Below are 23,657 nucleotides of genomic sequence, written 5' to 3'. Positions count from 1 at the left end.
AGGCGACGGTGCAGCCAGCTCTCATTTTCCCGCCCAAGCCACCTGAAGGGGGCAGGATCGGCCGCCGGAGATCAACACGCCGCGGCCGGGCGGCGGGCTGGCCTCGGTTTCGAACCGGCCCCCGAACAGGTCGCCGTCAGCTGCTGAACGGGGACAGAGCAGCAGCCCCAGGCCCGATGCCCTGGCGTTCATGATCAACGGAACGCGCTGGAGGAGCGCCGGGCTGAAAGCGGCGGTGACGACGGCAGCGTAGCCAAGTGCATTCAGCTGGCCCAGGTCCCTTACCGCGGGCGGGGCGAGCAGATCCACATCATCGACAAGGAGAATTGACTCGAGGGGAAGCTTCCCTGCCTCAGCCTGCACCAGCAGCTCACCCCAGGCATTTCCGGCCGCCTCGGAAGGTCCGGGACAGGTGCACCAGGACTGCTCCGGGTTTAGTTCCTGCAGTGCGTGCAAGGTATTGGTCTTGCCGCTTCCGGGCCCGCCAAGGATTCCGATGACGCCAGCGCCGGGCAACCGAAATGTCACTGGGGCAAGCTCGTCCCCGGACACGCCCAGAAGGATTTCGCGTTGGCGTCGTCCCGCTTTCGAGGGCAGTACTGTTCCAGGCCGCCGGGAAAAGGGCCCTTCTTCAACCAATGCCCGGCCTGGTAACGACGGTTCGGGGACATGACCGGCTCCCGTTTGCCCTGCCATCGCTGCAATTTGCCGGACCGTGATTGTCGCCGGAAGGGGTTCCACGCGGAATGGAGGCGAACCGGCGCGTGGATAACCGGGGTTACCGATACTGTCTGGGGCAGAGGGCCGGTAGAACTGGCAAAGTGCGGGCCCGCCGCCGGAGACAGGGCCAAAGGCTGCCGCCCGCCCCTCGATAGCCGGGACGGAAGGCAGCCGCGGCCACATGGCCCGGCTTTCCTCCGTGGAACCGGATGGAAAGTAGAAGCGGTTGGGGAGGGCACCGAAGAATCGGGCCGTCACCAGCTCGCGCTCGCCGGAGAGCAGCAGGGTGATGCCCACCCTGGCGCCGTCACGGACGAGGTCGTTGACCAAGTCCTCAGCCCAGGCCAACGGTCCCGAGCGGAAGGCCGAGACCCAGGATCCCCAGCCGGAGATGGCGAGGACGAGAGGTATCCGGCCGGTGGCTTGGCTGGCCAACCGCTGCCCAAGTTCCCGGACAAGCCGCTCCAGGATGCGTACGCCCCGCCGAAGCTCGTGCAGTCCGGCATAGGCGCCCGTCCTGCCTGCCCGGGCCAGCGGCAGGAAGCCTCCTAAGCCATCCAACAGGTAGAAGTGGGTTTCAGCAGGGCCGAGCATCAGTTTGGAGACAGCCAGTTGGAGTCCCTCTGCGGCACCGGAGGCCGGACTGCCGATGAATGCTGCGTGGCCGTGGTGGGCAAGGTCCCACACCAAGGCCTCTACCCTTTGTTTTTCGGGTACATCCATCAAGCCCAGCCGTACCCCGCCGACCGGGCGCATTGGCTCTGCCTGGCATGGGTCGCAGGTGGGGTTAGCCGGAGTGGGTTCTTCCAGTTGCTCCGGAAGGGGAGGAGCCACAGGCCTGCGTGGCAGTTCCTTTTCCTGGGCAGCGCACAGGTTCCGCACCATGGCTGTCAGCGGCTCCACCGCTTGCGCGGGGGTTGAGACAGTGGCTGCCCCGTGGCCGACGTCGATGCCTTGGGCGGCGAGGTAGTCGGTTGTCCGGTGGACGTCAACGGCAGCGGGACGTCCCACTCCGGAAGGTGAGGCCAGGGAGGCTCCCTGGAACTCCTCTGCCGTCTGGGCCCCGCGGGCCAAAAAGGCGCGGCCTGGCGAGTCGACACTGATGGCCGCGGCGTCCTTGGAGTTGACGATATCCACCGACTCCATTTCTGACTGCACTCGAAGGGCAATACTGGAGGTGACGTTGGCGCGGATGTCTGCCGTCAAGGCACCCTGCGGCCTCTGCGTTGCCATCACCAGGTGGATACCCAGCGATCGGCCGATAGCTGCGATCCGCAGCAGCTCCCGAAGTACTTCGGGTGCATCGTCAACCAGCATCCTGAACTCGTCGATGACGATGACCAGATGAGGGAGGACGAAGTCCCTGGCGGCAGGTGTGGAGCGGTAGGCGGAGATGTCCGGGACGCGCGCGGCCGAAAGGCAACTCTCCCGAAGCCGCACTTCGGCGCGGAGTGAGGTCAGCGTTCGATCCATTTCGCCGTTGGAAAGGTCTGTCTGCAATCCGACGCAGTGCACCAGGCCCGCCAGCGGGCCAAGTCCTGAACCGCCCTTGAAATCGACGAAAAAGAAGTTGACCCGCTCCGGCGGATGGCTCAGGGCGAGGGCAAGCGTGAGGCTCCGGAGGAGTTCGGATTTTCCCGAGCCGGTGGTGCCTGCCACCAGAAGGTGGGGGCCGTCAGCATGAAGATCGATGAACTTGGTTCCGGCTGAGCTCAGTCCCAGTGGTGCCGCCAGTCCATCATCCTCCGCACTGACGCCCCATCGGTCAGCCGTGGCCTCCGGAGTAAGGGGCAGGACCTGGCCGAGGCTGCAGACAGCCGGAACACCTGAGCCCGGTCCCTTGCCCTCCGGGAGTTGGCCTGCCCGGCGCCGGCAAAAACGAGTGAACACATCTTCCGGCACCAAATCGGGAACGAAGACGGTCTCGCGGAGATCCAACAGCGCGACTGAGCGTCGTTCGGCCAGGAGGACATCGGGCGGAGGCCATTCCCCTTCGTCCGGAAGAAAGTGAAGGACCTGCCACCCACACCGTAGTGCGGCTTCGCGGACGCCCTTTTCAGCTTCGGCGGTGGAGGGTTCACCCCGAATCAACAGCACTCCGCGCTCGCAGCCCCCGGGATGGACGCCGTTTAGGACACTAAGTCCGGCATCGACTGTTGCCGTGAGCGTCACCCTGCAAAGGTACCGGGCAGCGAGTGGCAGGGTTCCCGGCGTCCCGTGGACGACGACGTGCGTGGTACGCCCGCGCGGGTACCCCGCCAGTTGCATGAGAAGGGAGCGGATAAGGCCGTCGGTTGCAAACCGCGGTCCGCCCACCGTGGTGAGCGGGCGGTCCGGGTCCAGCAGGACAGGGGCCATTTCGGACGGTGGAATCACATGGGCTGCGCCAGCCGGTTCTACCCGTACGTTCGGCGCCTGTTCCGCCTGGCCCACCCGCAGCCAGATGCCATCGGCACCCGAACAATCACGGGCCGTCTCCTTACCTGTTTCCGCTGCCAACGCCACGAGAGACAGGGGAGGGGCGCACCGCCGTCGGCGTTTTCTGTCTTCCTCGGCAGCCGCGTGCACCGCAGCGGACAATTTCTGCTTTTGACGCCTCCCGCTGAGCGCAGTAACCAGGACCGGGAACGCGGAGCCCAGGGAAAAGACGAGGAACATCCACATGCCTGTGAGCATGGCCAGCAGCACCCCGATTACCAGCGGCAGAACCGCGGCCAGGAGGAGCGCAGGACGGTTTCCGGCCTCGACCCGGCCGGCCACCACGATGGGGTCAGCCACCGACTTTCCTGCATCTGCCAGGACCCGTACAGGCAGTTCGGCAAAAACGAGGGACAAGTTCGACTGCCCGCACCTGATGTTGGAGTCCGTGGAGATGACCGCGCTGCGGATCCGCTCCCCGTTGACGTAAGACCCGTTGGCACTGTCCAGGTCAACCAACATAATGTCCGTCTCCGTAACGATCACCCGGGCGTGTTCGCGGGAAAGCTCCGGATCCGGAATGACAATCCGCGTGCCGCTGCGGCCAATGCTGTAGCTGCCACGTTGGAGCCGGACAACCGTTCCCGCTGCCGGGCCACTGTCAATCATGAGGGCCAGCGGAGCCGCAGGACCCTCGACCGGCCGACGTTTCGGCCGCCGCCTTAGAGGCGCGGTGCCGCCATCGACAAAGATCGCCGCCTCCACCAGCGGAGGAATACCGAGCACCAGGGAACACAAATCTTCCCCGTCCACGCTGACAGCGCCTGCGCCGAACTTCCGTACCAACTGCTGGTGAATCACGGAGCCGGACGTGCCAAGCGGCGCATCGATGGATAATTCCACAGGTGGCTCGACCTTCGGTGATCCCGGGCCGCCAACCAGCGTGCAGTTGAATGTCATGGTTGGGATCCTTCGCGTATTTACCCACACGCTAGTCACGGCCGTCAGTACCGGGCAGGCAGTTCACGCTCTATGTGGATAAAAGAGTGGTTGCGCCTGCCTGATGCGGCCTGTGTACCGGCTCACAGCGATGGGCTGATTCGACGGCCCGTGCGGTCCCTCGGGTAGGCTAGAGCAGCAGACAATGCGCACGATTGCGCTGCCCGCATTCGAACCAGGAGATTTTGTGACCGCTGACCTCGTCATCGTAGGGTCCGGCTTTTTTGGCCTGACAATCGCAGAACAGGCCGCCACTGAGCTCGGCCTGAAGGTCGTCGTCATCGACCGTCGCCACCACATCGGCGGAAACGCGTACAGCGAAAAGGAAGAGCAGACCGGGATTGAAATCCACCGGTACGGCGCCCACCTTTTCCACACCTCCAACGAGCGGGTGTGGGAGTACGTCAACAGGTTCACCACCTTCACGGACTACGTCCACAAGGTCTACGGCGTCCACAAGGGGGAGGTTTATTCGCTGCCCATTAACCTGGCCACCATCAACCAGTTCTTCCGGGCCAACCTCACCCCCGGCAAGGCCAGGGACCTGATCCAGGAGCAGGCCGGCGAACTGGCAGGAACGGACCCGCAAAACCTGAACGACAAGGGTATCCAGCTCATCGGGCGCCCGCTCTACGAAGCATTCATTAAGCACTACACGGGCAAGCAGTGGCAGACCGACCCCAAGGACCTGCCGGCGGGCATCATCTCCCGGTTGCCCGTGCGCTACAACTACGACAACCGGTACTTCAACGACAAGTACGAGGGCCTGCCGACCAACGGCTACACCGCATGGATCGAAAAGATGGCGGAGCACCCCAACATCGAGGTGCGGCTCAACACGGACTTCTTCGACGAGTCCCACGAGTACAGCAAAAACAAGGTAGTCGGCAATATCCCGGTCGTATACACAGGGCCGGTGGACCGGTACTTCGACTACGCGGAGGGAGACCTGTCCTGGCGCACCATCGACTTCGAGGAAGAAGTCCTGGAGATGGGCGACTTCCAGGGCACGTCCGTCGTGAACTACAACGACGCCGACGTTCCTTACACCCGCATCATCGAGCCCCGGCACTTCCACCCGGAGCGCGACTACCAGACCGAAAAAACGGTCATCATGCGCGAGTTCTCCCGCTTCGCCGAAAAGGGCGACGAGCCCTACTACCCGGTCAACACCTCCGCGGACAGGGAGCGCCTGCTCAAGTACCGCGACCTGGCAGCGGCCGAGAAGGACGTCCTGTTCGGCGGCCGGCTGGGCACCTACAAGTACCTGGACATGCACATGGCCATCGGGTCCGCGCTGAGCATGTTCGATAACAAGATCAGGCCGCACTTCGAAAGCGGCGTACAGCTTGAAAGCGGGGGAGTTGACGCATGAGCGTGCCTACCGACAACAAGACGAAGAAGTCCGTGAAGACTGATACGGCCAAAACCCAGCAGGCGTGGCAGACGCTTCAGCGCGTGATCCTGCCCAGCGCGAGCCAGATGGATACGGTGCCCCTGTACATGGATATGGGCACCGCTACCGGTATCCAACTGCCTACTGCCGGGGACCGGGACGGGAAGGCGAACAAGGCCCGGACCATCAGCAGCCCCACCAAGGAAGCGCACGTGGAAGACTTCCTTTCACGCCACTCAACGTCTGTCCGCTCAGGCGAGCGGGTGTCCTTCGGTTCCTACTTCAACGCCTTCCCGGCCAGTTACTGGCGGCGGTGGACCACGGTGGACAAGGTCCGGTTGCAGGTCCGGACCCAAGGGGCCGGCTCCGTCATCGTCTACAAGTCGAATGCGCGCGGGTCCCTGCAGCGGGTGGACACCCGGAGAGTTGAAGGCACGGCGGAAAGCACCTTTGAGCTTTCGCTCGCGCCTTTCGGTGATGGCGGATGGTACTGGTTTGACCTGCTTGCGGGTACAGAGCCGTTGATTATGCTCGACGCCGAGTGGCAGGGAGCGGCGGTCGAAACGACGCCGGGGTCAGTTACGCTCCAAATCACCACCCTGAACAAGACGGACTTCTGCCTGAACAACCTGCGCCTCCTTGCCGAAAGCGAAGAAGCACTTGCCCACGTGCAGGAAATCCTGATTGTGGACCAAGGGACGCAGAAGCTTGCCGACGCAGCGGGCTTCGATGAGGTTAAGCGGTCCCTGAACGGCAAGCTGCGCATCATCAACCAGTCCAACCTGGGTGGCTCAGGCGGGTTCGCCCGCGGCATGTTTGAAGCTGTAGAGAACGGCAGCGACTACGCCCTGCTGATGGACGATGACGTGGTTGTCGAACCGGAGAGCATCATTCGCCTGCTGACTTTCGCGGACCGGTGCAAGACGCCGACCCTCGTCGGCGGCCATATGTTCGACCTGTACAACCGCACCGTGCTGCATACCTTCGGCGAGGTGGTCAATCCTTACCGGTTCCAGCCGTCGCTCCCCAGCGAGGACATGATCCTGGGCCACGACTTCCTGTCGTCCAACCTTCGCCAGACCCCCTGGCTGCACCGGCGGTGCGACGTCGATTACAACGGCTGGTGGATGTGCCTCATCCCCACCCAGGTAATCCGTGAAATCGGGCTGTCACTCCCGCTGTTCATCAAATGGGACGATTCCGAATACGGGTTGCGGGCCAAGGCCGCCGGCTACCCGACGGTGTCCCTGCCTGGTTCAGCCGTTTGGCATGTTTCGTGGATCGACAAGGACGACCTTGTCGGCTGGCAGGCCTACTTCCACGCCCGCAACCGGGTAGTGGCCGCGCTCCTGCACAGCCCCTACGAGTTCGGCGGCAGGGTCATCAAGGAGTCGCAGTACGCCGACGTTAAGCACCTCGTATCGATGCAGTACGCCACAGCGCAGGGCCGGCAGTGGGCATTGGAAGATGTGCTGAAGGGCCCGGATGCCTTGCCAGGGCTGCTGTCCGCCAAGCTGCCGCAGATCCGCAGCATGATGTCTGCACACTCTGACGCGGTCTTCCGGCCCGATCCTGATGACTTCCCCGCACCCAAAATGGACAAACCTCCACGCCGGGGCCACGGACCGTCACAGCCACGGAAGCTGACTCTCTTGCCATGGGCGGCCAAGACTGTCGTTCGGCAACTCGCGAGCCCGGTCAAGGGCACCAACGCCGAACGGCCGCAGACCACAGTTGCGCACCAGGACAACCGGTGGTGGCGGATGGCGCAGTATGACAGCGCTGTTGTGTCCAACGCCGAAGGCACAGGAGCTTCCTGGTACCGGCGTGATCCCAAGCAGCTGAGGAAGATGCTGGCCGAAAGTGCCAAGCTCCACTCTGCACTGCTGAAGGAGTGGCCTGCCCTCAGTAAGAAGTACAAAGCCGCCGTTTCGGAGCTGACCTCCATGGAGTCTTGGAGGAAGACGTTCGAGCAACACACCCAGAACGAGATCAAGTGAGCGCAATTGCGTCCGGTGAGCTAACTACTCCCGGACTGGGCGGTGGCCTGCGGGACATCAGGCAGTCCGGCTTCCTGCTGAAGCTGCTGGTCCGCAAGGAACTCAAGGTGCGTTACCGGGGATCTGTGCTGGGACTCCTCTGGTCATACGTGAAGCCGGGAGTGCAGTTCATTGTCTTCTACGTGGCCCTGGGGGTTTTCCTCGGCCTTGAACGGAGTGCGCGGAACCCGGAAGGGCTTTCCAACTATGCGGTCTACCTGTTCTCTGGCATCGTCCTGATTAACTTCTTCACCGAGGCCCTGGGCAACGCCGCACGGTCGATAGTCAATAACGGAAACCTCATCAAGAAGATCTATCTTCCGCGCGAGCTCTTTCCCGTTGCTTCCGTCTGGGTGTCGGCCGTGCACTTCTTCCCGCAGCTGGTGGTGCTGGTCATAGGGTGTGTCCTGGCCGGCTGGCATCCCAACCTCGTTCAATTGCTGGCTGCGGTTGCGGGTTTCGTTATCGTTGCTCTGCTCGCAACGGGACTCGGTCTGCTGTTCGGGGCGGCCAACGTCTACTTCCGCGACTCCGAGAACCTGGTGGACATGCTCCTGATGATTGCCACTTGGGCTTCCCCTGTGATGTATGCGTGGTCCATGGTCCAGGAGAAGCTTGGCCCAGGGTGGTTCGCCGTCTACCAGGCAAACCCGATCACGATTGGAGTGGAACTGTTCCACTACGCCTTTTGGTTCCCCACAACGGACGGATCGGTCGCCATGCCGCCGAATCTCTTCAGTCTCTGGCTCTTCGTTGGGCTCGGCGTGGCCCTTGCCATCCTCCTGCTGGGCCAATTCACCTTCCGGCGCCTTGAGGGCCGTTTCGCGCAGGAGCTCTAAGTGGTTAAGGCAATCGAAGTTTCCGATATCAGCAAGCAGTTTGTCCTGCGCCATACCCGGTCCATCAAGGAAGCCGTCGTTTGGCTTTTGAAGGGCCGCAAGGGGGATTTGTCCGAGAAGTTCCACGCCCTCAAAAACGTTTCTGTTGACATCGAAGCGGGGGAAACGGTGGCGCTCCTGGGCCTGAACGGTTCAGGCAAGTCCACTCTGCTCAAGCATATTTCGGGCGTCATGCTTCCAGACACGGGGACGGTAAAGACGAGGGGCCGGGTTGCGGGACTCATCGAAGTAGGCGCCGGGTTCCACCCCGACCTCTCCGGGCGGGACAACGTGTTCCTCAACGGTGCCATTCTGGGAATGACGGAACAGCAGATCAACGAGAGATTCGACGATATTGTCGAATTTTCCGAAATCGGCCAGTTCATCGACACCGAGGTTAAGTTCTACTCTTCCGGGATGTACCTTCGCCTGGCTTTTTCGGTCGCAGTGCATACAGACCCGGAAGTCTTCCTGATCGATGAGATCCTCGCGGTCGGTGACGAGCCTTTCCAGCGTAAGTGCATCGACAAGATCCAGGAACTGGCGCACGAGGGAAAGACACTCGTTGTGGTGAGCCACGACCTGGATCTGGTTTCCCGCATCTGTGACCGGGGAATCCTGATGGAGCACGGTAACGTGAAATTTGATGGACCCATTCACGAGGCTGTCTCGATCCTGAGAGCCTGACGGGCGCAATTCGCAGCAGGTCATCAGCTGCTTGCAGATTTTGTTTGACAATCAGCGGTACGAGGTGCCGCTTCGGCCCGCGTGCCGGTAACTTTTCGGAGGATTCTTGTCCTGGTTTGACCAAGTACCGCAGTTTCTCCTCGCACTGGTTCTGCTGTTCATTCCGGGGCTCGCCGTGGCCGTTGCAGCCCGCCTCGAAGGACTCCGCATCTTCGCCCTGGCCCCGGGAATCAGCGTCTCCATAGTCGCAATTTCGGCTGTTGCAGCTCCCTTCCTGGGGCTCTCCTGGTCGTTGCTTCCCGTGCTGGGCACAACGGCTGTCATGACCGGACTCGCTCTTGCTGCATCATTCTTGGTTGCGCGGAAAAGCAACAAAGTTGGGGCCAGACACAGTGGCAGACCGCAGTGGAGTGTCCTTGCTGTTTCGGCGGTCTCGGTTATTCTGGCCGCGGTGCTCGTCTCGCGCCGACTAATCAAAGCCATTGGGCAACCGGAGTCCTTTTCCCAGACATTCGACAATGTTTTTCACCTGAACGCCATCCGGTACATCCTCGATACGGGTTCCGGCTCGTCCTTGACCCTTAATGCGATGACGGGCGCCTCGTCATATCCTGCTGCCTGGCACGACCTTGTCTCGCTGCTTGTCAGCGTCGGTGGAGGAGGAATACCCGCGTCCGTCAACGTCGTCAATATTGTGCTGGCCGCTTTGGTTTGGCCGCTTGGCTGCATCTACCTTGCGCAGGCTATTTGGGGGAACCGTCCAGCAATATGCATCTCCGCCGGCGTGCTCTCGGCAGCCTTTGGCGCCTTCCCAATCTCGCTCCTCGACTTTGGGGTGCTCTACCCAAACTTTCTCGCGGTTGCACTCTTGCCGCTGGTCGTGGGCATATCGGTGGAGGTACTGGGTTTGTCGCCAGCACCGATTCGCTCCAGGTTCATTGGGGTGCTGGTCCTGCTCGCTGTGCTCCCGGGTCTTTCCCTTGCCCACCCCAGCGCCGCCATGGCCTGGATAGCGATGATGACGCCGGCCGCCGCCTACGTCTATGTCCGTCTGGTGGCGCGGACGCTTGCGTCGTCGCGCGGCCGCAGGCGCGCACTGAATCTCGCCGCGCTGGTCGCCGTCCTGGTGGGCACCGTAATGGTTGTCCGCCTTCTGTGGAACCTTGTTCGTCCTCCAGCCGAGGCGGCATTCTGGCCCCCCGTGGAGACCACGGGACAGGCCATCGGCGAGGTGATCGCGAGTTCGGCGATCGGACGCCCGGTCGGCTGGGCCGTCCTGGCGCTGACCCTTATCGGCATCTACGTGACAATTAGGTCCCGCCGGCAGCTGTGGTGGCTGGGTACATACGCTGTGGTGGGTTTCCTGTTCGTGGTTGTCAGTTCGTTTCCCGCCGACCAGTTCAGGATGTACTGGACCGGTATCTGGTACAACGACCCGCCGAGGCTTGCTGCGCTCTTGCCACTGGTGACAATCCCGCTTGCCTCCCGCGGGGCAGTTTGCATCTGGGATCTGTTCTTCAAGAGCAGCGTGAGGGGTATGGAGGCTTTGCAGCGGAAGCGGTTGGCAAGGCCTGAAGGAGCTGCAACTGATCGCGCCGGCGTTCGTCAGGTAGCGACGTACTCGACCGTTGCCGGCCTCCTCATGGTGCTGGCCCTGGGTGCGGCCACGCAGCGGGCGAATGTGCGCCAGGCGCAGGATGCGATGGCAGGCTCCTACCGGCTGGCCGCGGATTCGCCTCTGGTCTCCCAGGATGAGCTGAAGCTGATTGACCGGCTGCCGAACGAAGTGCCGAAGGATGCCGTCCTGGTTGGAAACCCATGGAACGGCAGCTCACTCGCCTACGCGCTTGCCGACCGCAAACTGATCCAACTGCACATCCTCAGTGCCGTTCCAGAAGGGACTGCAGCACTCCTGAACGGCCCTACTCCTGCGAAAGATGATCCCGCCACCTGCCCAGCGGTCCGGAAGCTGAACATCGACTACATCCTGGATTTTGGTCACCGTGAAGTGCATGGCAGGGACAACGGATACAAGGGGCTGGACAACCTCATCGCCTCCGGCCTGGCGACGTTGGAAGACTCGGAAGGCGAAGCGAAGCTCTACAAGCTGCACCTGTGTGATAGCTGACGTGCGCAGCCTGGAATTTATATAGCCCTAAGCGTCCTGAGACCAGGGAGCAGTAAGCCAAGGAAAAGGACTGCTTCACTGATTGCCATTGACATCGCGACCCCATCTATCCACCCCGCGATTGCAGTTGAGAACATTAGGCTTACGCCGATGACGGCCGAAATAACCGTCCAAGTCAGAATCAGCCGCTGGCGGCCATGCGGCAACAGGAGATTGCGAATAAACGGAGAACTGGCCGAAATAAACAAAAACGAGGCTCCGTAGAGTGCGCATGTTGCCTGGCTGGCCTTGTTAGCGGAACCAAACAGGATTTCCGACGTCAATGGACCGAGTGCGGCAAGGAAGACAGCTCCAGCCAGGCCCAGCGCAAAGTGGGCTGCGACGGCGGCTGTATGGCGTTTCCTGGCGCTGGAGGCCTGCGGTTCGAGAGTCCAGCCCTGGAAGGTATTGCCTAAAGCCATCACCGAGAAGAGGCCAAAGCGGTAGATGGTATCGGCAGAGCCGAACCCTGCCACTACCGTGCTGGGAATGAAGGCCTGGGCGATCGGAACAGGTGTTGCAGCGTACGTGGTACCGGAGAGACTGATCGCTGCCGGCCCGAATTGGCCGCGCAGATGCTTAGTGGTTCCACGCCAAGAGGTGAACGTTTTGCCCCTCTCCGTAACAACGAGTCTGTGGAAGACCACAAGACTTATCCCAACAGCAGCCAGCAGTATGACTGGATAGAGCCAGATCTCCTTGGTCACCAGTATTGTTGGGACCGCAACAAGGGTTGCCGCCACCCGGGGCAGAGTATCAAAGGTCGCAAGCAGCGTTGGCTTTCCAACCCCTATGCAAAACCATGCCGGTGACAGGCCAACCACTGCAGTCGTTAGGGACATTGCTGCGCCGTCATAGCGATGCTCGGGGGCAGCCAACTGCCACGCCAAAGCGAAGACCGCGGGAAATACCACCGCTGAGAGGACCAGACGGGTTCTGATGCTCTCCCTGTAAACCTCTGCTCTGTGGAGAGGAGAGGGGTTCTGGGCTATTTCGACCGGACCGACTGTAGTCCATCCCCAGGCAATCACAGCACCACCAAAGGCGCCGATGGCCTGCCCGGATACAAGGCTCGACCAACCTCCTTCTCCGGCAACTCGGGACAAAATGGGCAGGAGTAGGAACGGCGTTACGAGCGATAACAGGGGTAAGCCCGTAAAACCGGCAAGCCTCAACAACACGGCTTTCATACTCAAGCACTTCCTTCGATTAGTACTGCAAGCCTGCTGCGTGGCGTGACCGTATTTTTCCAAGAGGGAGCCGGAACGTCGCCCGGACACCCGCTGCCGCGGAACGGTGAAACCCGCAGCAGGGGCAGGGGCCGGCTTTGACTAAGTGGCCGTGCCGAGCGGCATCCGCGGGAGAATCACACCGAGGTAAATCTCCAACGCGCGGATCGGTGCCACGTTCTTACGGAGCACGCCACCTAAAAGGCAACGAAGCAGGCGCCAAGCTCGGGGCTGCCCATAGGTCCTCAGCGCTTCCTGCAAGCCGGGGCAGGAAGATTGGTCCACGGTCCCGGACCGTTCCAGCAGGGTCCGGGCCATGAGCGTGCGCCAACCAAGTCCTGTCTTATAGATGATGCTGCAGATACTGCGGGGCCTCGTGCTTCCTTCATAGCGCTTGACGAACCGAAGGGTGTTGCGGATCGACGTGGGCAGGCTCTGCCGCGACTCGCCCACCACATTGCCGCTGTGCTGGATGTAGTCCTGCAACACGTCGTTCTGGATGCTGATTCCCCCGAAAGCAAGCGCACAGAGTCCGATCCAGTGATCGTGATATTGGGACGGCGCAGCGAGCGATGGAAAGGGGAGGGCTACGTCAAGAAGTTCGCGGCGGAACACACACAGAGACCCCGTCACCTGGTTGTTGGCAATGAGGTCGGCGGCACCGACGTTGCGCCTGTCGGTCAGGGTTCCTTTCGCAGGATCCTGATCGGCTGTCGAAATCTCCGGTGTCACTACCCGTGCCTGGCCTGTCACCAGTGCGGAATCATCCAGATGGGGGAGCAATGCTTCGAGTTTGCCCGGGTACCAATAGTCGTCCTGGTCGCTGAGGGCAACCCAGCGCGCTGCTTCCGGGACTGCTTCCAGGGCACGCTCGAAGTTGTGGTGGAATCCGAGCCGGCTTTCGTAGCCGAGCACCTGGAAGCGCGCATCGTCGCCGCATGCCCGGCGCACCATGGCCTCAACAGGCTGGTAATCGCCATCCACGGAAATGAGGCAAACAAAGTCCTTGTGGGTCTGCGCCTGGATGGATTTGAGCTGGCGGGCGAACATTGGCTCGTCCGGCTGGTAGGCGGCAAGTGCCACCGCACCGAAGCTGCCCGCGTAGCTGTCCGGGGAGGGGAGTATCGAGTCTGCATTGTGCCCGGAGGTCATCTGGTCCGGACCCTCCTGCCCAGGGCCACGAAGAACGCGCGAAGAAGCATGATTCTCGCACGCAGAATCACCGCGGTGGGCCGGCGTGACTTGGGGGTCGTGTTCTCGTCATGCAGGCGGCGTGCAACAGTCGGCGCCTCAACATGGATCATGTCTTGGTTAAGGTTGGCCACGATGGCGATCCACTGATCGTGCGTCTCGGTCAGGAAGTCCGGAAAAGGAAGTATCAGTTTTTTCGCGGCAGCACGGAAAGCCATGGTGCACCCGTAGTATGGCCGCACCCCAATCCAGGTGGTGATGATGTTTGCCACCCACCGCCGGCTGTCGGATTCTTTCAGCTGAATCTTGTGGTACCTGTTTGCCGGGCCTCCGAAAACGGTGAAGTTGCTTGCGGCAAAGTTCTTCTCTTGAAGGGCGTTGACCAGAGTTTCCACGCGTCCGGCAGGCCACACGTCGTCCTGGTCCGACAGCATGATGTATTCGCCCCTGCTGGCGGTTATCGCCTTTTCAAAACTGGCGACGTACCCCCTGTTTTCCTTGCTGGGCAGGAAGACGATGCGGGGATCGTCGAAGCCACGGACGACGTCGAGCGTGCCGTCAGTGGACGCATCGTCAACAATGATGAGTTCGTCCATGGAAGTTAACTGCGCAAGGATGGATTCCACTTGTTCCGCAACAAATTCCTGGCCGTTGTACGTTGCCATGCAAACGGAGACCCGCACGGGCGCATTCGCGTTCATGCGCTGATCTTCCGCTGGAAGGCGGCGTCAATCTTTCCAAGGCGTCCGAGCCACCCGTCCAAACAGCCCCGGATAAATGCCTGGTACTGTCCTTTTCGGTTGGCTCCGTAAAGCAACCTGAATACGTCGCTTTCGGCCTGGAAGCGGAGTCTGCGGATCAGCCACACAGGGAATCTCGCACCATACTGCCGCCAGAGGTAGATGCTGTTCCTGGTCATGTAGTACACCCGGAAAGGGGCATGCGAATGCACGTGGCGCTTGACGCCCAACACTGTCACGTGCCAGCCGAAAAGCATCATAGGCTGTGCGTGGCCCAACGCATGCGTCATATTGCATCCCTTTCCGACCAGGGTGGCCAGCCCGTGGGACCTCACACGAAGATTGAACTCGGAGTCGACACAGTCGATGAAAAGCCTCTCGTCAAGCATTCCGGCAGTCTTGAAAGTGGACACCGGGATAACGGCTCCCGACTGGAGGGGATCGAACGCTTCGGGAAAACGAGCCCTTTTGGTGAGCAGCGGGACGTTCAGGCCATTATGCGACTGGGCGCTCACCAGGCCGGCGTTGATGCCGTTGGCCCGGGCTTCCGCATACGTGTCCAGAGCTGCTGCGATGTAGCCAGGATCAAGGGCAGAGTCCTGGTCGAGGGTCACCACGAAGTCGGGGGACCAGGACTCAATCGCGGCCTCTATACCTGCATTCAGTGCTGCCGCAATTCCAACGTTGCCCGGCATCCGAATTACGGTGCAACCGAGGTCTTCCAATTCCCGCAACACGCTGCTGTTCCGCTCGAGGTCCGATCCGTCGTCGACCACAACCGTGTGAATGACTTGCTTGCTGAGGTCTCTCACCCTCTGGGGAAGGTCCTGGGGAGGGTGGAAGGCTGAAATAACAGCCGCCACACGCGGGTCACTCCGGTGCGTCACGTCTTATCGTTCCTTCTCGCTTCATCAAATAGACCGTTCCAATGCGTCAGGGAACTGTCAGACAGCAGGCTCCAGTCTATCGTCGGTTCAGAGGGGCCTCCATTTGCCTCTTCCAGCAAGTCGAACAGGCTTCCGGAAAGGGGCGGCCAGTGGCGACGCGGTAGCATTGTCGAGGTGCTCATCTCCGGGCAGACAGATCCAACACTCTGTATCTTCAAGAAAAGGACCTACCTGGCACATGGCCATTGATGTATTGCTTCCCTACTATGGGGACGTCGACCTGATGAAACTTGCGGCCCAGAGCGTCATGAGCCAGCAGTTCGAGGATTGGCGTCTCATCGTGGTCGACGACGGGTACCCCAGCCCGGAACCCCAGCGCTGGTTCGAATCAATGACCGACCCCCGGGTAACGTACCGGAAGAACGAAACAAACCTCGGCGCCAATGGCAACTACCGCAAGGCGCTCGAACTGGCTGAAGCGCCGATTGTCGTCGTGATGGGCGCGGACGACATTATGTTGCCCAACTATCTCGACGTTGTCTCCCGCGCGTTTGACGCCTATCCCGAGGCGAGCGTTGTGCAGCCGGGTGTGCAGGTCATCGATGAGCAGGGCCGCGCTTGCTCCCCTCTCGTGGACATCGTCAAGAAGGTATACGCTCCGTCCACCAAAGAGACGGTGCTGCTCCAGGGTGAAAGAATGGCCACTAGCCTTGTCCGTGCGGACTGGGCTTACTTCCCGTCTCTGGCGTGGCGAACGGACGTAATCCGTCGTATCGGGTTTACCGAAGGCCTGCATGTGGTCCAGGACCTCGCTTTGCTGCTTGATATCGCGGCCGAAGGCGGTTCCATGGTGGTAGACCCCACCCTGTCATTCCTCTACCGCCGGCACTCGGCGTCGGACTCGTCGGTCAAGGCCCTCGACGGGCGACGGTTCGATGAAGAACGTGCCTTCTTTGAGGGCCAGGCGCGCCGCTTCCGCGAACTTGGGTGGAACGCCACAGCACGGGCAGCGGCCTTCCACACAACATCACGCTTGAACGCCGCTACTTTGGTGGCCCGGTCTTTGATGATCGGGAAAACAGACTCGCTGCCGAGGCTGTTGAAACACGTGGTCTCGTAGAAAGTTTCGTTTAACGGCCAGGTGGCTGCCCGGTGATACCGAGCAGCCACCTGGTCCTTTTAAGGCGTTGGCTCCTGGGGGCGAACTTCCGGCGGAAGCTGCCCACCGCCGGCGGCATTGCCACCCTGCAGCCGGCCCGTTTCGAGTTCCTCCACTTTGAGGCGGAGAATGCCTACCTCTTCCGCCAGAACCCGGATTTCATCCTCCGCCTGTGACTGCTCGAAGGAGAGGTGCAGGCAGACCGACACCAGCAGTACGAGTGCAATCGCGAACAGAAGGTTCGATGGAACTTTGACTCCGAGCACGCTGCTGGACCAGAAGAGAAGCTGGGGAAATGCCACCAGCACCAGCACGCCGACGCCGATGATGATCCAGATGACGGCGTACTTCTCCCGCAGGTGACGGCGCCGCAGCATCTCGAAGATGATAAGCAAAATAACGAGCACAAAAATGAAGCCAACGAGGGTGGCCATGGAAACTCCTAGTTGGACGACGGTTCATTCCTCTTGCGCGTCAAAGCGAAGAGGAGGGCGAATGCTGACCGGCCCAGATAGATGGCGGCCTTGACCGGATCGTGGCTGGGAGTGCCGCCTTGGCGTTCCCGCATCGAAACCCCAACCTGGCGCACCGTACATCCTGACCGGATGGCTACGACCAGTGAATCGATCGTGTCACCCAGGTATTCGGCCGGGTAGTGGTCCACGTACTGTCGAATGGCCTTGGCATTGGCAGCGCGAAAACCCGACGTCACGTCTGTGAGCCGGGTGCCCGCGATCCGGGAAATGGTCCAGGCCAGAACATTCATGGCCCACTTGCGGGGCCCCCGGACAGTGTAATTTCCTTTTTCCGCGAAGCGGGCACCAATGACGATGTCGGCTTCCTGGAGCCCGTCGAGCACGGCCTTGATATCGCGTGGATCGTGCTGGCCATCGGAGTCGACCTGAATGACTTGCGAGTAGCCGTGCATCTTGGCGTACTTAAAACCGGTCCTCATGGCGCCGCCCACACCCATGTTGAAAGGGAGCTGCACGACCAGCGCACCCGCCGCACGGGCGACCTGCGCAGTGTTGTCGCGTGAACCGTCGTCCACTACGAGGACGCTGCAGTCGGGGCCAAACTCGAACACTTCCCGGATGGTGTTGCCGATGGACTCCGATTCATTCCAGGCCGGCATGATCACCAGGGTGCGGTGGGCTTGCTCTGCGGGAGTCATGCTTTATCGTTTTCCGCCTTCAGGTAGGCGCTTAGCCTCGACTCGGCGTCGGGGATCTCAAACCCTGTCGACTGCGCCTTCACCAGCTTCAGGTAGCTGTTGAGCGGCCGGGGAGCCGCTGCTTTGTCCTTGAAGTACTCGGCGGTCGTGACGCCCGTTACGTCACTCCGGGCTGCCCCGGATTGCTCATAAACGTCTCCAGCGATATCCGCCCAGCTTTTCACCGGACCTTCATTGCTGAAGTTGTAGGTCCCGTAGGCCGCGTCCCCACCCAGCAGGTGTCGGATGAAGGCCGCGATGTCTTCGGTGAAACTCAGCCGGCCCTTTTGGTCGTTGACGACTGAGGGTTTGACGCCTTGGCGCGCGAGGCTTGCCATGGTGCGGACAAAGTTGTTGCCTTCCCCGATAACCCAGCTCGTCCTGACGATGTAATGGCGGGGAACGACGCTGACCACCGCATCCCCGGCCGCCTTGGTTTGCCCATAGACGCCCAGGGGCGTGAAGGACTCGTCCTCGTCGTGGCTGTCCAAAGTTCCGTCATAGACATAGTCCGAAGAGACATGGACCAAAGTGAGGTTATGTTCGACGGCGGTGCGCGCCAGGTGCGCCACCGCGGCAACGTTGATGGACCAGGAGGCGCTCCGGCCTTCTGCCGTTTCTGCGGCGTCGACGGCGGTGTAGGCGGCAGCGTTGATGATGGCGGAGTAGTTCTTCCAGTTCCTGCCCGCGAAGCTTGCCTCGCTGGTGAGGTCAAACTCCGCCCGGCTTGCGAACTCAACTGTTGTGTCGCCGTCGTACGTCCTGCGCAGTGCTTTGCCCAGTTGTCCGTCCGCGCCCACTACAAGGATCTTCTTGGCGGGCATCGGCGCGACGTCCGCCATCCGTGGGTGCGCCTTGTCCTTATCGGAGAGCTCGGCCTGGGCAAGGGGAATGGGCCACTGTATCGCCGCTGTCTCATCCGCCAGGTTGAGGAAAGTGTACTGACCCTGGGCGTCCGCGGACCAGTGGTCATTCACCAGATACGTGTAGGCCGTGTTGTCCTCGAGTGTCTGGAAGGCGTTGCCAACACCCCGTGGAATGAAGATGGCCTGGCTTGGATCAAGCTCCGCCGTGAAGACGGCCCCAAAGGAGGGCCCTTCACGCAGGTCCACCCATGCCCCGAAAATACGGCCGGTAGCAACCGAGATGAACTTGTCCCAAGGCTCCGCGTGGATCCCGCGGGTGGTGCCGGCCTTTTCGTTGTAGGAGATGTTGTTCTGGACCGGCCGGAAGTCGGGCAGCCCAAGGGCCACCATTTTTTCCCGCTGCCAGTTCTCCTTGAACCAGCCCCGGTTGTCACCATGGACCGGAAGGTCATAGAGGACGACGCCGGGAATGGGGGTTTGGTGGGCGGCAAGCTTTTTCGAGAACTCCAGGGACATTTGTTACTGGCCCTGTTCCTTGTACTTGGCCTCGGTGGCGGCTTTCTGCGGACGCCACCAAGCCTCGTTTTCCCGGTACCACGCGATGGTGTTTTCGATCCCCTCATCGAAATTGGAGAACCTGGGCTCCCACCCGAGCTCATTGCGAAGCTTGGTGGAGTCAATGGCGTACCGCAGGTCGTGGCCGGGGCGGTCAACCACGTGGTCGTACGCGTCAGCGGACTGCCCCATGTGCTTAAGGATCAGTTCGACAACTTCTTTGTTGTTCTTCTCTCCGTCAGCCCCGATCAAGTACGTTTCGCCGATGGTTCCCTTGGCGATGATGGCCAGCACAGCTGAGGAATGGTCATTGGCGTGGATCCAGTCCCTGACATTTTCGCCCTTGCCGTAGAGCTTGGGACGGATCCCGTCGATCACGTTGGTGATTTGCCGGGGAATGAACTTTTCCACGTGCTGGTACGGCCCGTAGTTATTGGAGCAGTTGCTGATGGTGGCCTGCAGGCCGAAGGATCGTACCCATGCCCTGACCAGAAGGTCGGATCCGGCCTTGGTGGAGGAGTACGGGCTGGACGGGTTGTAGGGAGTTTGCTCCGTGAAGCGCTCCGGGTCATCCAGTTCCAGGTCTCCGTAGACCTCGTCAGTCGAAATGTGGTGGAAGCGCTTGTTGTGCTTGCGGGCTGCTTCGATCAGTGTGTAGGTGCCGATGATGTTGGTGTCCAGGAACGGGCGGGGGTCGTGGAGGGAGTTGTCGTTGTGGGACTCCGCAGCGTAATGGACAACTACATCGGTGTCGGCCACAAGGGCATCTACAAGCCCGGCGTCTGCAATGTCTCCCTGAACGAAGTTGAAGCGTTCCTGCGGAAGGCCCTGCAACGACTCAAGGTTGCCCGCGTAGGTCAGCTTGTCCAGAACAGTGACGTGGTCTTCGGTGTTTTCGATAACGTAGTGGACAAAGTTCGAGCCGATAAAGCCGGCTCCGCCGGTCACTAGAAGTCGCTGCATAATTCCCTAGACTACCGGATTTGCCGCTGCCCTAAGCGAAGGGAAAGATGGGGGCATGCGCGGAATAATACTTGCCGGCGGAACCGGCTCCAGGCTTCATCCCATCACGCTGGGTGTCAGCAAGCAGTTGGTACCGGTCTACGACAAGCCGATGATCTACTACCCGCTGTCAACGTTGATCCTTGCAGGTATCCGGGACATCCTCATCATCACGACGCCCCACGACGCGGAGCAGTTTGAACGCTTGCTGGGAGACGGGTCCCGTTTCGGTGTTTCCATCACCTATAAGCAGCAGCCTTCGCCCGATGGATTGGCCCAGGCCTTTGTCCTCGGCGCCGACCACATCGGCGATGACAGCGTCGCACTGGTGCTGGGCGACAACATCTTCTACGGCCAGGGCATGGGGACCCAGCTGCGCCGTTTCAAGACCATCGACGGCGGAGCGGTCTTTGGGTACTGGGTCAAGGATCCCTCCGCCTACGGTGTGGTGGAGTTCGACGACAATGGCAAGGCCCTGTCGCTGGAGGAGAAGCCAGCGGCTCCGAAGAGCCATTATGCGGTTCCAGGGCTGTATTTCTATGACAACAATGTTGTTGATATCGCCAAGAACCTGAAGCCCTCTGCCCGTGGGGAACTGGAAATCACCGACGTAAACCGGATCTATCTGGAGGCCGGTAAGCTGCAGGTCGAAATTTTGCCGCGTGGAACCGCTTGGCTTGATACGGGCACCTTCAATGACCTCAATGATGCCTCGAACTTCATCCGAACCGTCGAGAACAGGCAGGGCCTGAAAATTGGTGCCCCCGAGGAGATTTCGTGGCGGCTCGGGTTCCTGAGCGACGACGAACTCCGCGAACGGGCCGAGCCCTTGGTCAAGAGCGGTTACGGGGCTTACCTGTTGGAGCTCCTGGCTGAAAAGTAGCCTGGACACGATTAAGGGGGGTGAAGCCGCGGCTTCACCCCCCTTAATCGTGTCCTAGTAAGTCAACGAGCGGCATCCCAACTGGGAGTTGTACGCAGCAAACATTGAGACCGCAACCCCGTAAGTGCAGACGCGGTATTGGCCGCGGGCGGTGATTGGGACAGATGTCGAGTAGCCGTGGTCACCCACCGTCTGCAGGGCGCTGTTGACATCCGGCCGCTTGAGATTGGCAGTGAAGGGATATCCTCTGGTGCTCCCGTCCGGGTACGTGACGTAGACGTGAACAGGATTGGAAATGCCGGGCAATGCAGGGTCCAGTGTCCAGCCCTGGGTTACGACCGCAGCCTGCCCATTGGACACCTGGATGCCGGCGCTGTCGAGGAATCCCATGGTGGGCGGCGTAGAGGAAACGGAGAAGTTCCTGCATCCAAGTAGGGTGGGCCCGTTGGAGACAGGTGCCACGCCAGCAGCCTGGACGCAGACCGAATAGGTGCCGGTCGAGTTGATGGGAAGTGCGGCCTGGAAACCATGGTCACCCACTGTCCCCAGTGCGGAGTTCACATCTGGCCTTTTCAGGTTGGCCGTGACGTTCACAGGTGTAGGGCTCGTCACCGCGGTTCCGTCTTTGGCGGAAATGTACACGTTGACGGGAATGCTGGTGGCGGGCTGGGTGGGATCCAGGGCCCAACCGGTGACCTGAAGGGCCGCCGAGTTGGTGGCTTGGGTGATGGTCAGGGTGTCGTAACTGCCAATGGGGGACGGATTCGCATCGACGCTTATAGTCCTGCAACCCAAGGGAGTGTTTGCATTCTGGCCTATCGCATACGTGCAGACCTTGTAAGATCCCGGAGCTGTCACGGGGACCTGATAGTCGAAACCGTGGTTGGAACCCAGGCCTGTCGCTGACTGCACGTCTGGCCTGGAAGTGTTTGCGGTCATGCGGTAGCCGGTGGTGGTTCCGTTCGGAGCTGTCACGTAGGCGTCTGTATACGAGGACGTTGAGGGATTGGCCTGGTCAGCCGCCCACCCTTTGAGCTGCAGTGTGACCTTGTCCACGGTTCGGTTTTGCGTGAGGCTGTCGAAGCTGCCTACAGGCACGCCAATTCCTGTAGCGCTTACGCTCTTGCAGCCCAGGGGCGTGTTGCCATACGTGCCGATCGAGTAGGCACATGCAGTGTATGTTCCTGAGCGGGTGATAGGCACAGATCCGTCGAAACCGTGGTTGGGCCCGTAGCCCAGGGCCTGGTCAACATCAGGTCTTGAGGCATTGGCTGTCCAGGCGTAACCCGTGGTGCTGCCGTCCGGTGACGTGACGTAGACGTGTGTTTGGTTCGAGGCGGCGGTGTTGGCAAGATCAACCGACCAGCCCCGCGCGCGCAGCGCAAATTGGGTGCCGCTGCCTGTCACGGACAGGGAGTCGAAGCTTCCTGTTGGAAGCGCCGCACCTGCAAACCGCTGCAGGGATGGATAGTCGCCGTTCCATACGTTGGAGTCGCCCGCAAATGGCCCTGTGCTGCTGTATTGCCACATGCTGTAGGTGCTCCAACTGCCTGTCGGGACTGCCCCGGCATCGTTGGTGGGCGCTCCGGGGTAGGCTGCCACCCACAGGGGGTAGTCACCGAAGCCCGCAGGGTTTCCAAGGCACTGGTTCCACCAGATTGTGTTCGTGTAGATCGCCGGAAGCCGGCCGGTCAAGGACCTCATGGTGTTTCCAAAGTCCTGTACCCAGGACGCCAGCTGCCCGGGAGTCATGTTGTAGCAGGTGTTTCCAAAGTAGAAACCGTTGATGGTCCGGCCCTCATAGGGATTGAACTCGAAATCGAGGACCGGCGGCATGGTGTACCCGTCGGCGGACCATCCGCCGCCGTTTGCTACAAAGTACCGGGCCTGGTCGGCGCCTGATGACCAGTTTGGGATGGCAAAGTGGTAGGCACCGCGGATCATTCCGACGTTCCTGGAGCCCTGGTACTGCGGGCTGAACTGGTCATTCGTCATGTAATTGCCCTCGCTGGCCTTTACATAAGCAAATCGTGCACCCATGTTCCACTGCTGCTGCCAGTCGACGTTGGGCTGGTAACCGCTGACGTCAAGTCCCTGGATTCCAAAGGTGGGCGTCCATGTCCCTTGGGTCGCCAGCGACTCGGTACTGAGTCGCTGGACAGCGGAGGTGCTGGACGACGATGTTACCCGGGCTGACCGCTGGCCCATCTGAGCGCCCTTCCCGACGGCCTCAGCCATGGACTGCGCCGGTGGCGCCGTCGGCGCCGTCGGCGCCGGGGCCGCGCTGGCTGCGGGCGAAGAGGCGGGGACTGAGGCCTCGGGTGACGGGGCGGGAGACGACGAAGGGGCGGTCCCAGCAGCTGTCCCGCTTATTGATGGTGAAGGAGTAGGCGAAGGATTGGAGTCCACCGCGAAAGCTGCACCGCTAATGCCGGGACCCAGCGTCAGCGAGCAGGCAAGGACGAGCACCCCTAAGGGTTTCAGGGCCAGGCGACGGGACTGAGACAGGTTCCGCTTCATTTTTTGCTCCGGAGAAATTGCGACGCTCCCCCGAGCGCCCTTTGGATACTGCTCAGGCGATTTCCCCCAGGAAGTCCCCTGATAGTGCTATTTCGTTAAATAACGCGC

17 protein-coding genes are annotated in these 23,657 nt (G+C 61.1%); 7 read left to right on the top strand and 10 right to left on the bottom strand.

Annotated features, from left to right (window positions below):
• Positions 1–21 precede the first annotated feature (21 nt).
• Positions 22–4,098, bottom strand: a complete 4,077-nt coding sequence (locus LFT49_RS13820) for an FtsK/SpoIIIE domain-containing protein (protein WP_237428516.1) — start codon at positions 4,096–4,098, stop codon at positions 22–24.
• Positions 4,099–4,324: 226 nt separating this feature from the next.
• Here LFT49_RS13820 and glf point away from each other — a divergent pair, with 226 nt between their 5' ends.
• The 5 genes from glf to LFT49_RS13795 all read left to right on the top strand — a co-directional run bounded on the left by glf (position 4,325) and on the right by LFT49_RS13795 (position 11,265).
• Positions 4,325–5,512 carry a UDP-galactopyranose mutase gene (glf, locus tag LFT49_RS13815; RefSeq protein WP_237428515.1) on the top strand — a complete coding sequence of 396 codons (1,188 nt, stop codon included), beginning with the start codon at positions 4,325–4,327 and terminating at the stop codon, positions 5,510–5,512.
• Positions 5,509–7,533: a glycosyltransferase gene (locus LFT49_RS13810; RefSeq protein WP_236798896.1), complete on the top strand. Its 2,025-nt coding sequence runs from the start codon at positions 5,509–5,511 to the stop codon at positions 7,531–7,533. The genes glf and LFT49_RS13810 overlap by 4 nt, the downstream gene beginning before the upstream one ends.
• Positions 7,530–8,411, top strand: a complete 882-nt coding sequence (locus LFT49_RS13805; RefSeq protein WP_236798895.1) for an ABC transporter permease — start codon at positions 7,530–7,532, stop codon at positions 8,409–8,411. Before LFT49_RS13810 ends, LFT49_RS13805 begins: the two co-directional genes overlap by 4 nt.
• Positions 8,412–9,137: an ABC transporter ATP-binding protein gene (locus LFT49_RS13800; RefSeq protein ID WP_236798894.1), complete on the top strand. Its 726-nt coding sequence runs from the start codon at positions 8,412–8,414 to the stop codon at positions 9,135–9,137.
• Between the two features lie 175 nt (positions 9,138–9,312).
• A complete protein-coding gene (locus LFT49_RS13795; protein ID WP_237428514.1) occupies positions 9,313–11,265 on the top strand; it encodes a DUF6541 family protein in 1,953 nt (650 codons plus the stop codon).
• A 17-nt stretch (positions 11,266–11,282) separates the two neighbouring features.
• Here LFT49_RS13795 and LFT49_RS13790 read toward each other — a convergent pair whose 3' ends face one another.
• The 4 genes from LFT49_RS13790 to LFT49_RS13775 form a co-directional block, all read right to left on the bottom strand.
• The gene (locus LFT49_RS13790; RefSeq protein ID WP_236798892.1) at positions 11,283–12,494 is read right to left on the bottom strand and encodes a lipopolysaccharide biosynthesis protein; all 1,212 of its coding nucleotides are present in this window, start codon (positions 12,492–12,494) and stop codon (positions 11,283–11,285) included.
• A gap of 141 nt (positions 12,495–12,635) precedes the next feature.
• A complete protein-coding gene (locus LFT49_RS13785) occupies positions 12,636–13,685 on the bottom strand; it encodes a glycosyltransferase (RefSeq protein WP_236820057.1) in 1,050 nt (349 codons plus the stop codon).
• Positions 13,682–14,425 (bottom strand): glycosyltransferase, encoded by a 744-nt coding sequence (locus tag LFT49_RS13780; protein ID WP_236820055.1) that lies wholly within the window; start codon positions 14,423–14,425, stop codon positions 13,682–13,684. The genes LFT49_RS13785 and LFT49_RS13780 overlap by 4 nt, the downstream gene beginning before the upstream one ends.
• On the bottom strand, positions 14,422–15,351 hold the full coding sequence (locus LFT49_RS13775) for a glycosyltransferase (protein ID WP_236820053.1): 930 nt from the start codon (positions 15,349–15,351) through the stop codon (positions 14,422–14,424). Before LFT49_RS13775 ends, LFT49_RS13780 begins: the two co-directional genes overlap by 4 nt.
• Positions 15,352–15,589: 238 nt before the next feature.
• On the opposite strand from LFT49_RS13775, the gene LFT49_RS13770 reads away from it, so the two are divergent.
• Positions 15,590–16,471 (top strand): glycosyltransferase family 2 protein, encoded by an 882-nt coding sequence (locus LFT49_RS13770; RefSeq protein ID WP_236798888.1) that lies wholly within the window; start codon positions 15,590–15,592, stop codon positions 16,469–16,471.
• 59 nt (positions 16,472–16,530) lie between these two features.
• Here the strand turns inward: LFT49_RS13770 and LFT49_RS13765 are convergent, their stop codons facing one another.
• Genes LFT49_RS13765 through rfbB form a run of 4 tightly spaced genes read right to left on the bottom strand, consistent with a single transcriptional unit; the run spans position 16,531 to position 20,107 of the window.
• A complete protein-coding gene (locus tag LFT49_RS13765) occupies positions 16,531–16,944 on the bottom strand; it encodes a DUF2304 domain-containing protein (RefSeq protein WP_236798887.1) in 414 nt (137 codons plus the stop codon).
• 8 nt (positions 16,945–16,952) lie between these two features.
• Positions 16,953–17,684, bottom strand: a complete 732-nt coding sequence (locus tag LFT49_RS13760; RefSeq protein ID WP_236798886.1) for a glycosyltransferase family 2 protein — start codon at positions 17,682–17,684, stop codon at positions 16,953–16,955.
• Positions 17,681–19,105 carry a sugar nucleotide-binding protein gene (locus tag LFT49_RS13755; protein WP_237428513.1) on the bottom strand — a complete coding sequence of 475 codons (1,425 nt, stop codon included), beginning with the start codon at positions 19,103–19,105 and terminating at the stop codon, positions 17,681–17,683. Before LFT49_RS13755 ends, LFT49_RS13760 begins: the two co-directional genes overlap by 4 nt.
• 3 nt (positions 19,106–19,108) lie before the next feature.
• On the bottom strand, positions 19,109–20,107 hold the full coding sequence (gene rfbB, locus LFT49_RS13750) for a dTDP-glucose 4,6-dehydratase (protein WP_236798884.1): 999 nt from the start codon (positions 20,105–20,107) through the stop codon (positions 19,109–19,111).
• A 55-nt stretch (positions 20,108–20,162) separates the two neighbouring features.
• Between rfbB and rfbA the strand changes: the two genes are divergently transcribed.
• Positions 20,163–21,029 carry a glucose-1-phosphate thymidylyltransferase RfbA gene (rfbA, locus tag LFT49_RS13745; RefSeq protein WP_236798883.1) on the top strand — a complete coding sequence of 289 codons (867 nt, stop codon included), beginning with the start codon at positions 20,163–20,165 and terminating at the stop codon, positions 21,027–21,029.
• Between the two features lie 54 nt (positions 21,030–21,083).
• On the opposite strand, the gene LFT49_RS13740 is transcribed toward rfbA, so the two are convergent.
• Positions 21,084–23,237 carry a GH25 family lysozyme gene (locus LFT49_RS13740; protein WP_236820050.1) on the bottom strand — a complete coding sequence of 718 codons (2,154 nt, stop codon included), beginning with the start codon at positions 23,235–23,237 and terminating at the stop codon, positions 21,084–21,086.
• Positions 23,238–23,657 lie beyond the last annotated feature (420 nt).

This window comes from Arthrobacter sp. FW306-06-A, assembly GCF_021870055.1.
In the GTDB taxonomy this organism is placed as follows: domain Bacteria; phylum Actinomycetota; class Actinomycetes; order Actinomycetales; family Micrococcaceae; genus Arthrobacter.
The sequence above is the reverse complement of the archived record's forward strand: the minus strand, read 5'-3'. Positions and strand labels throughout refer to the sequence as shown.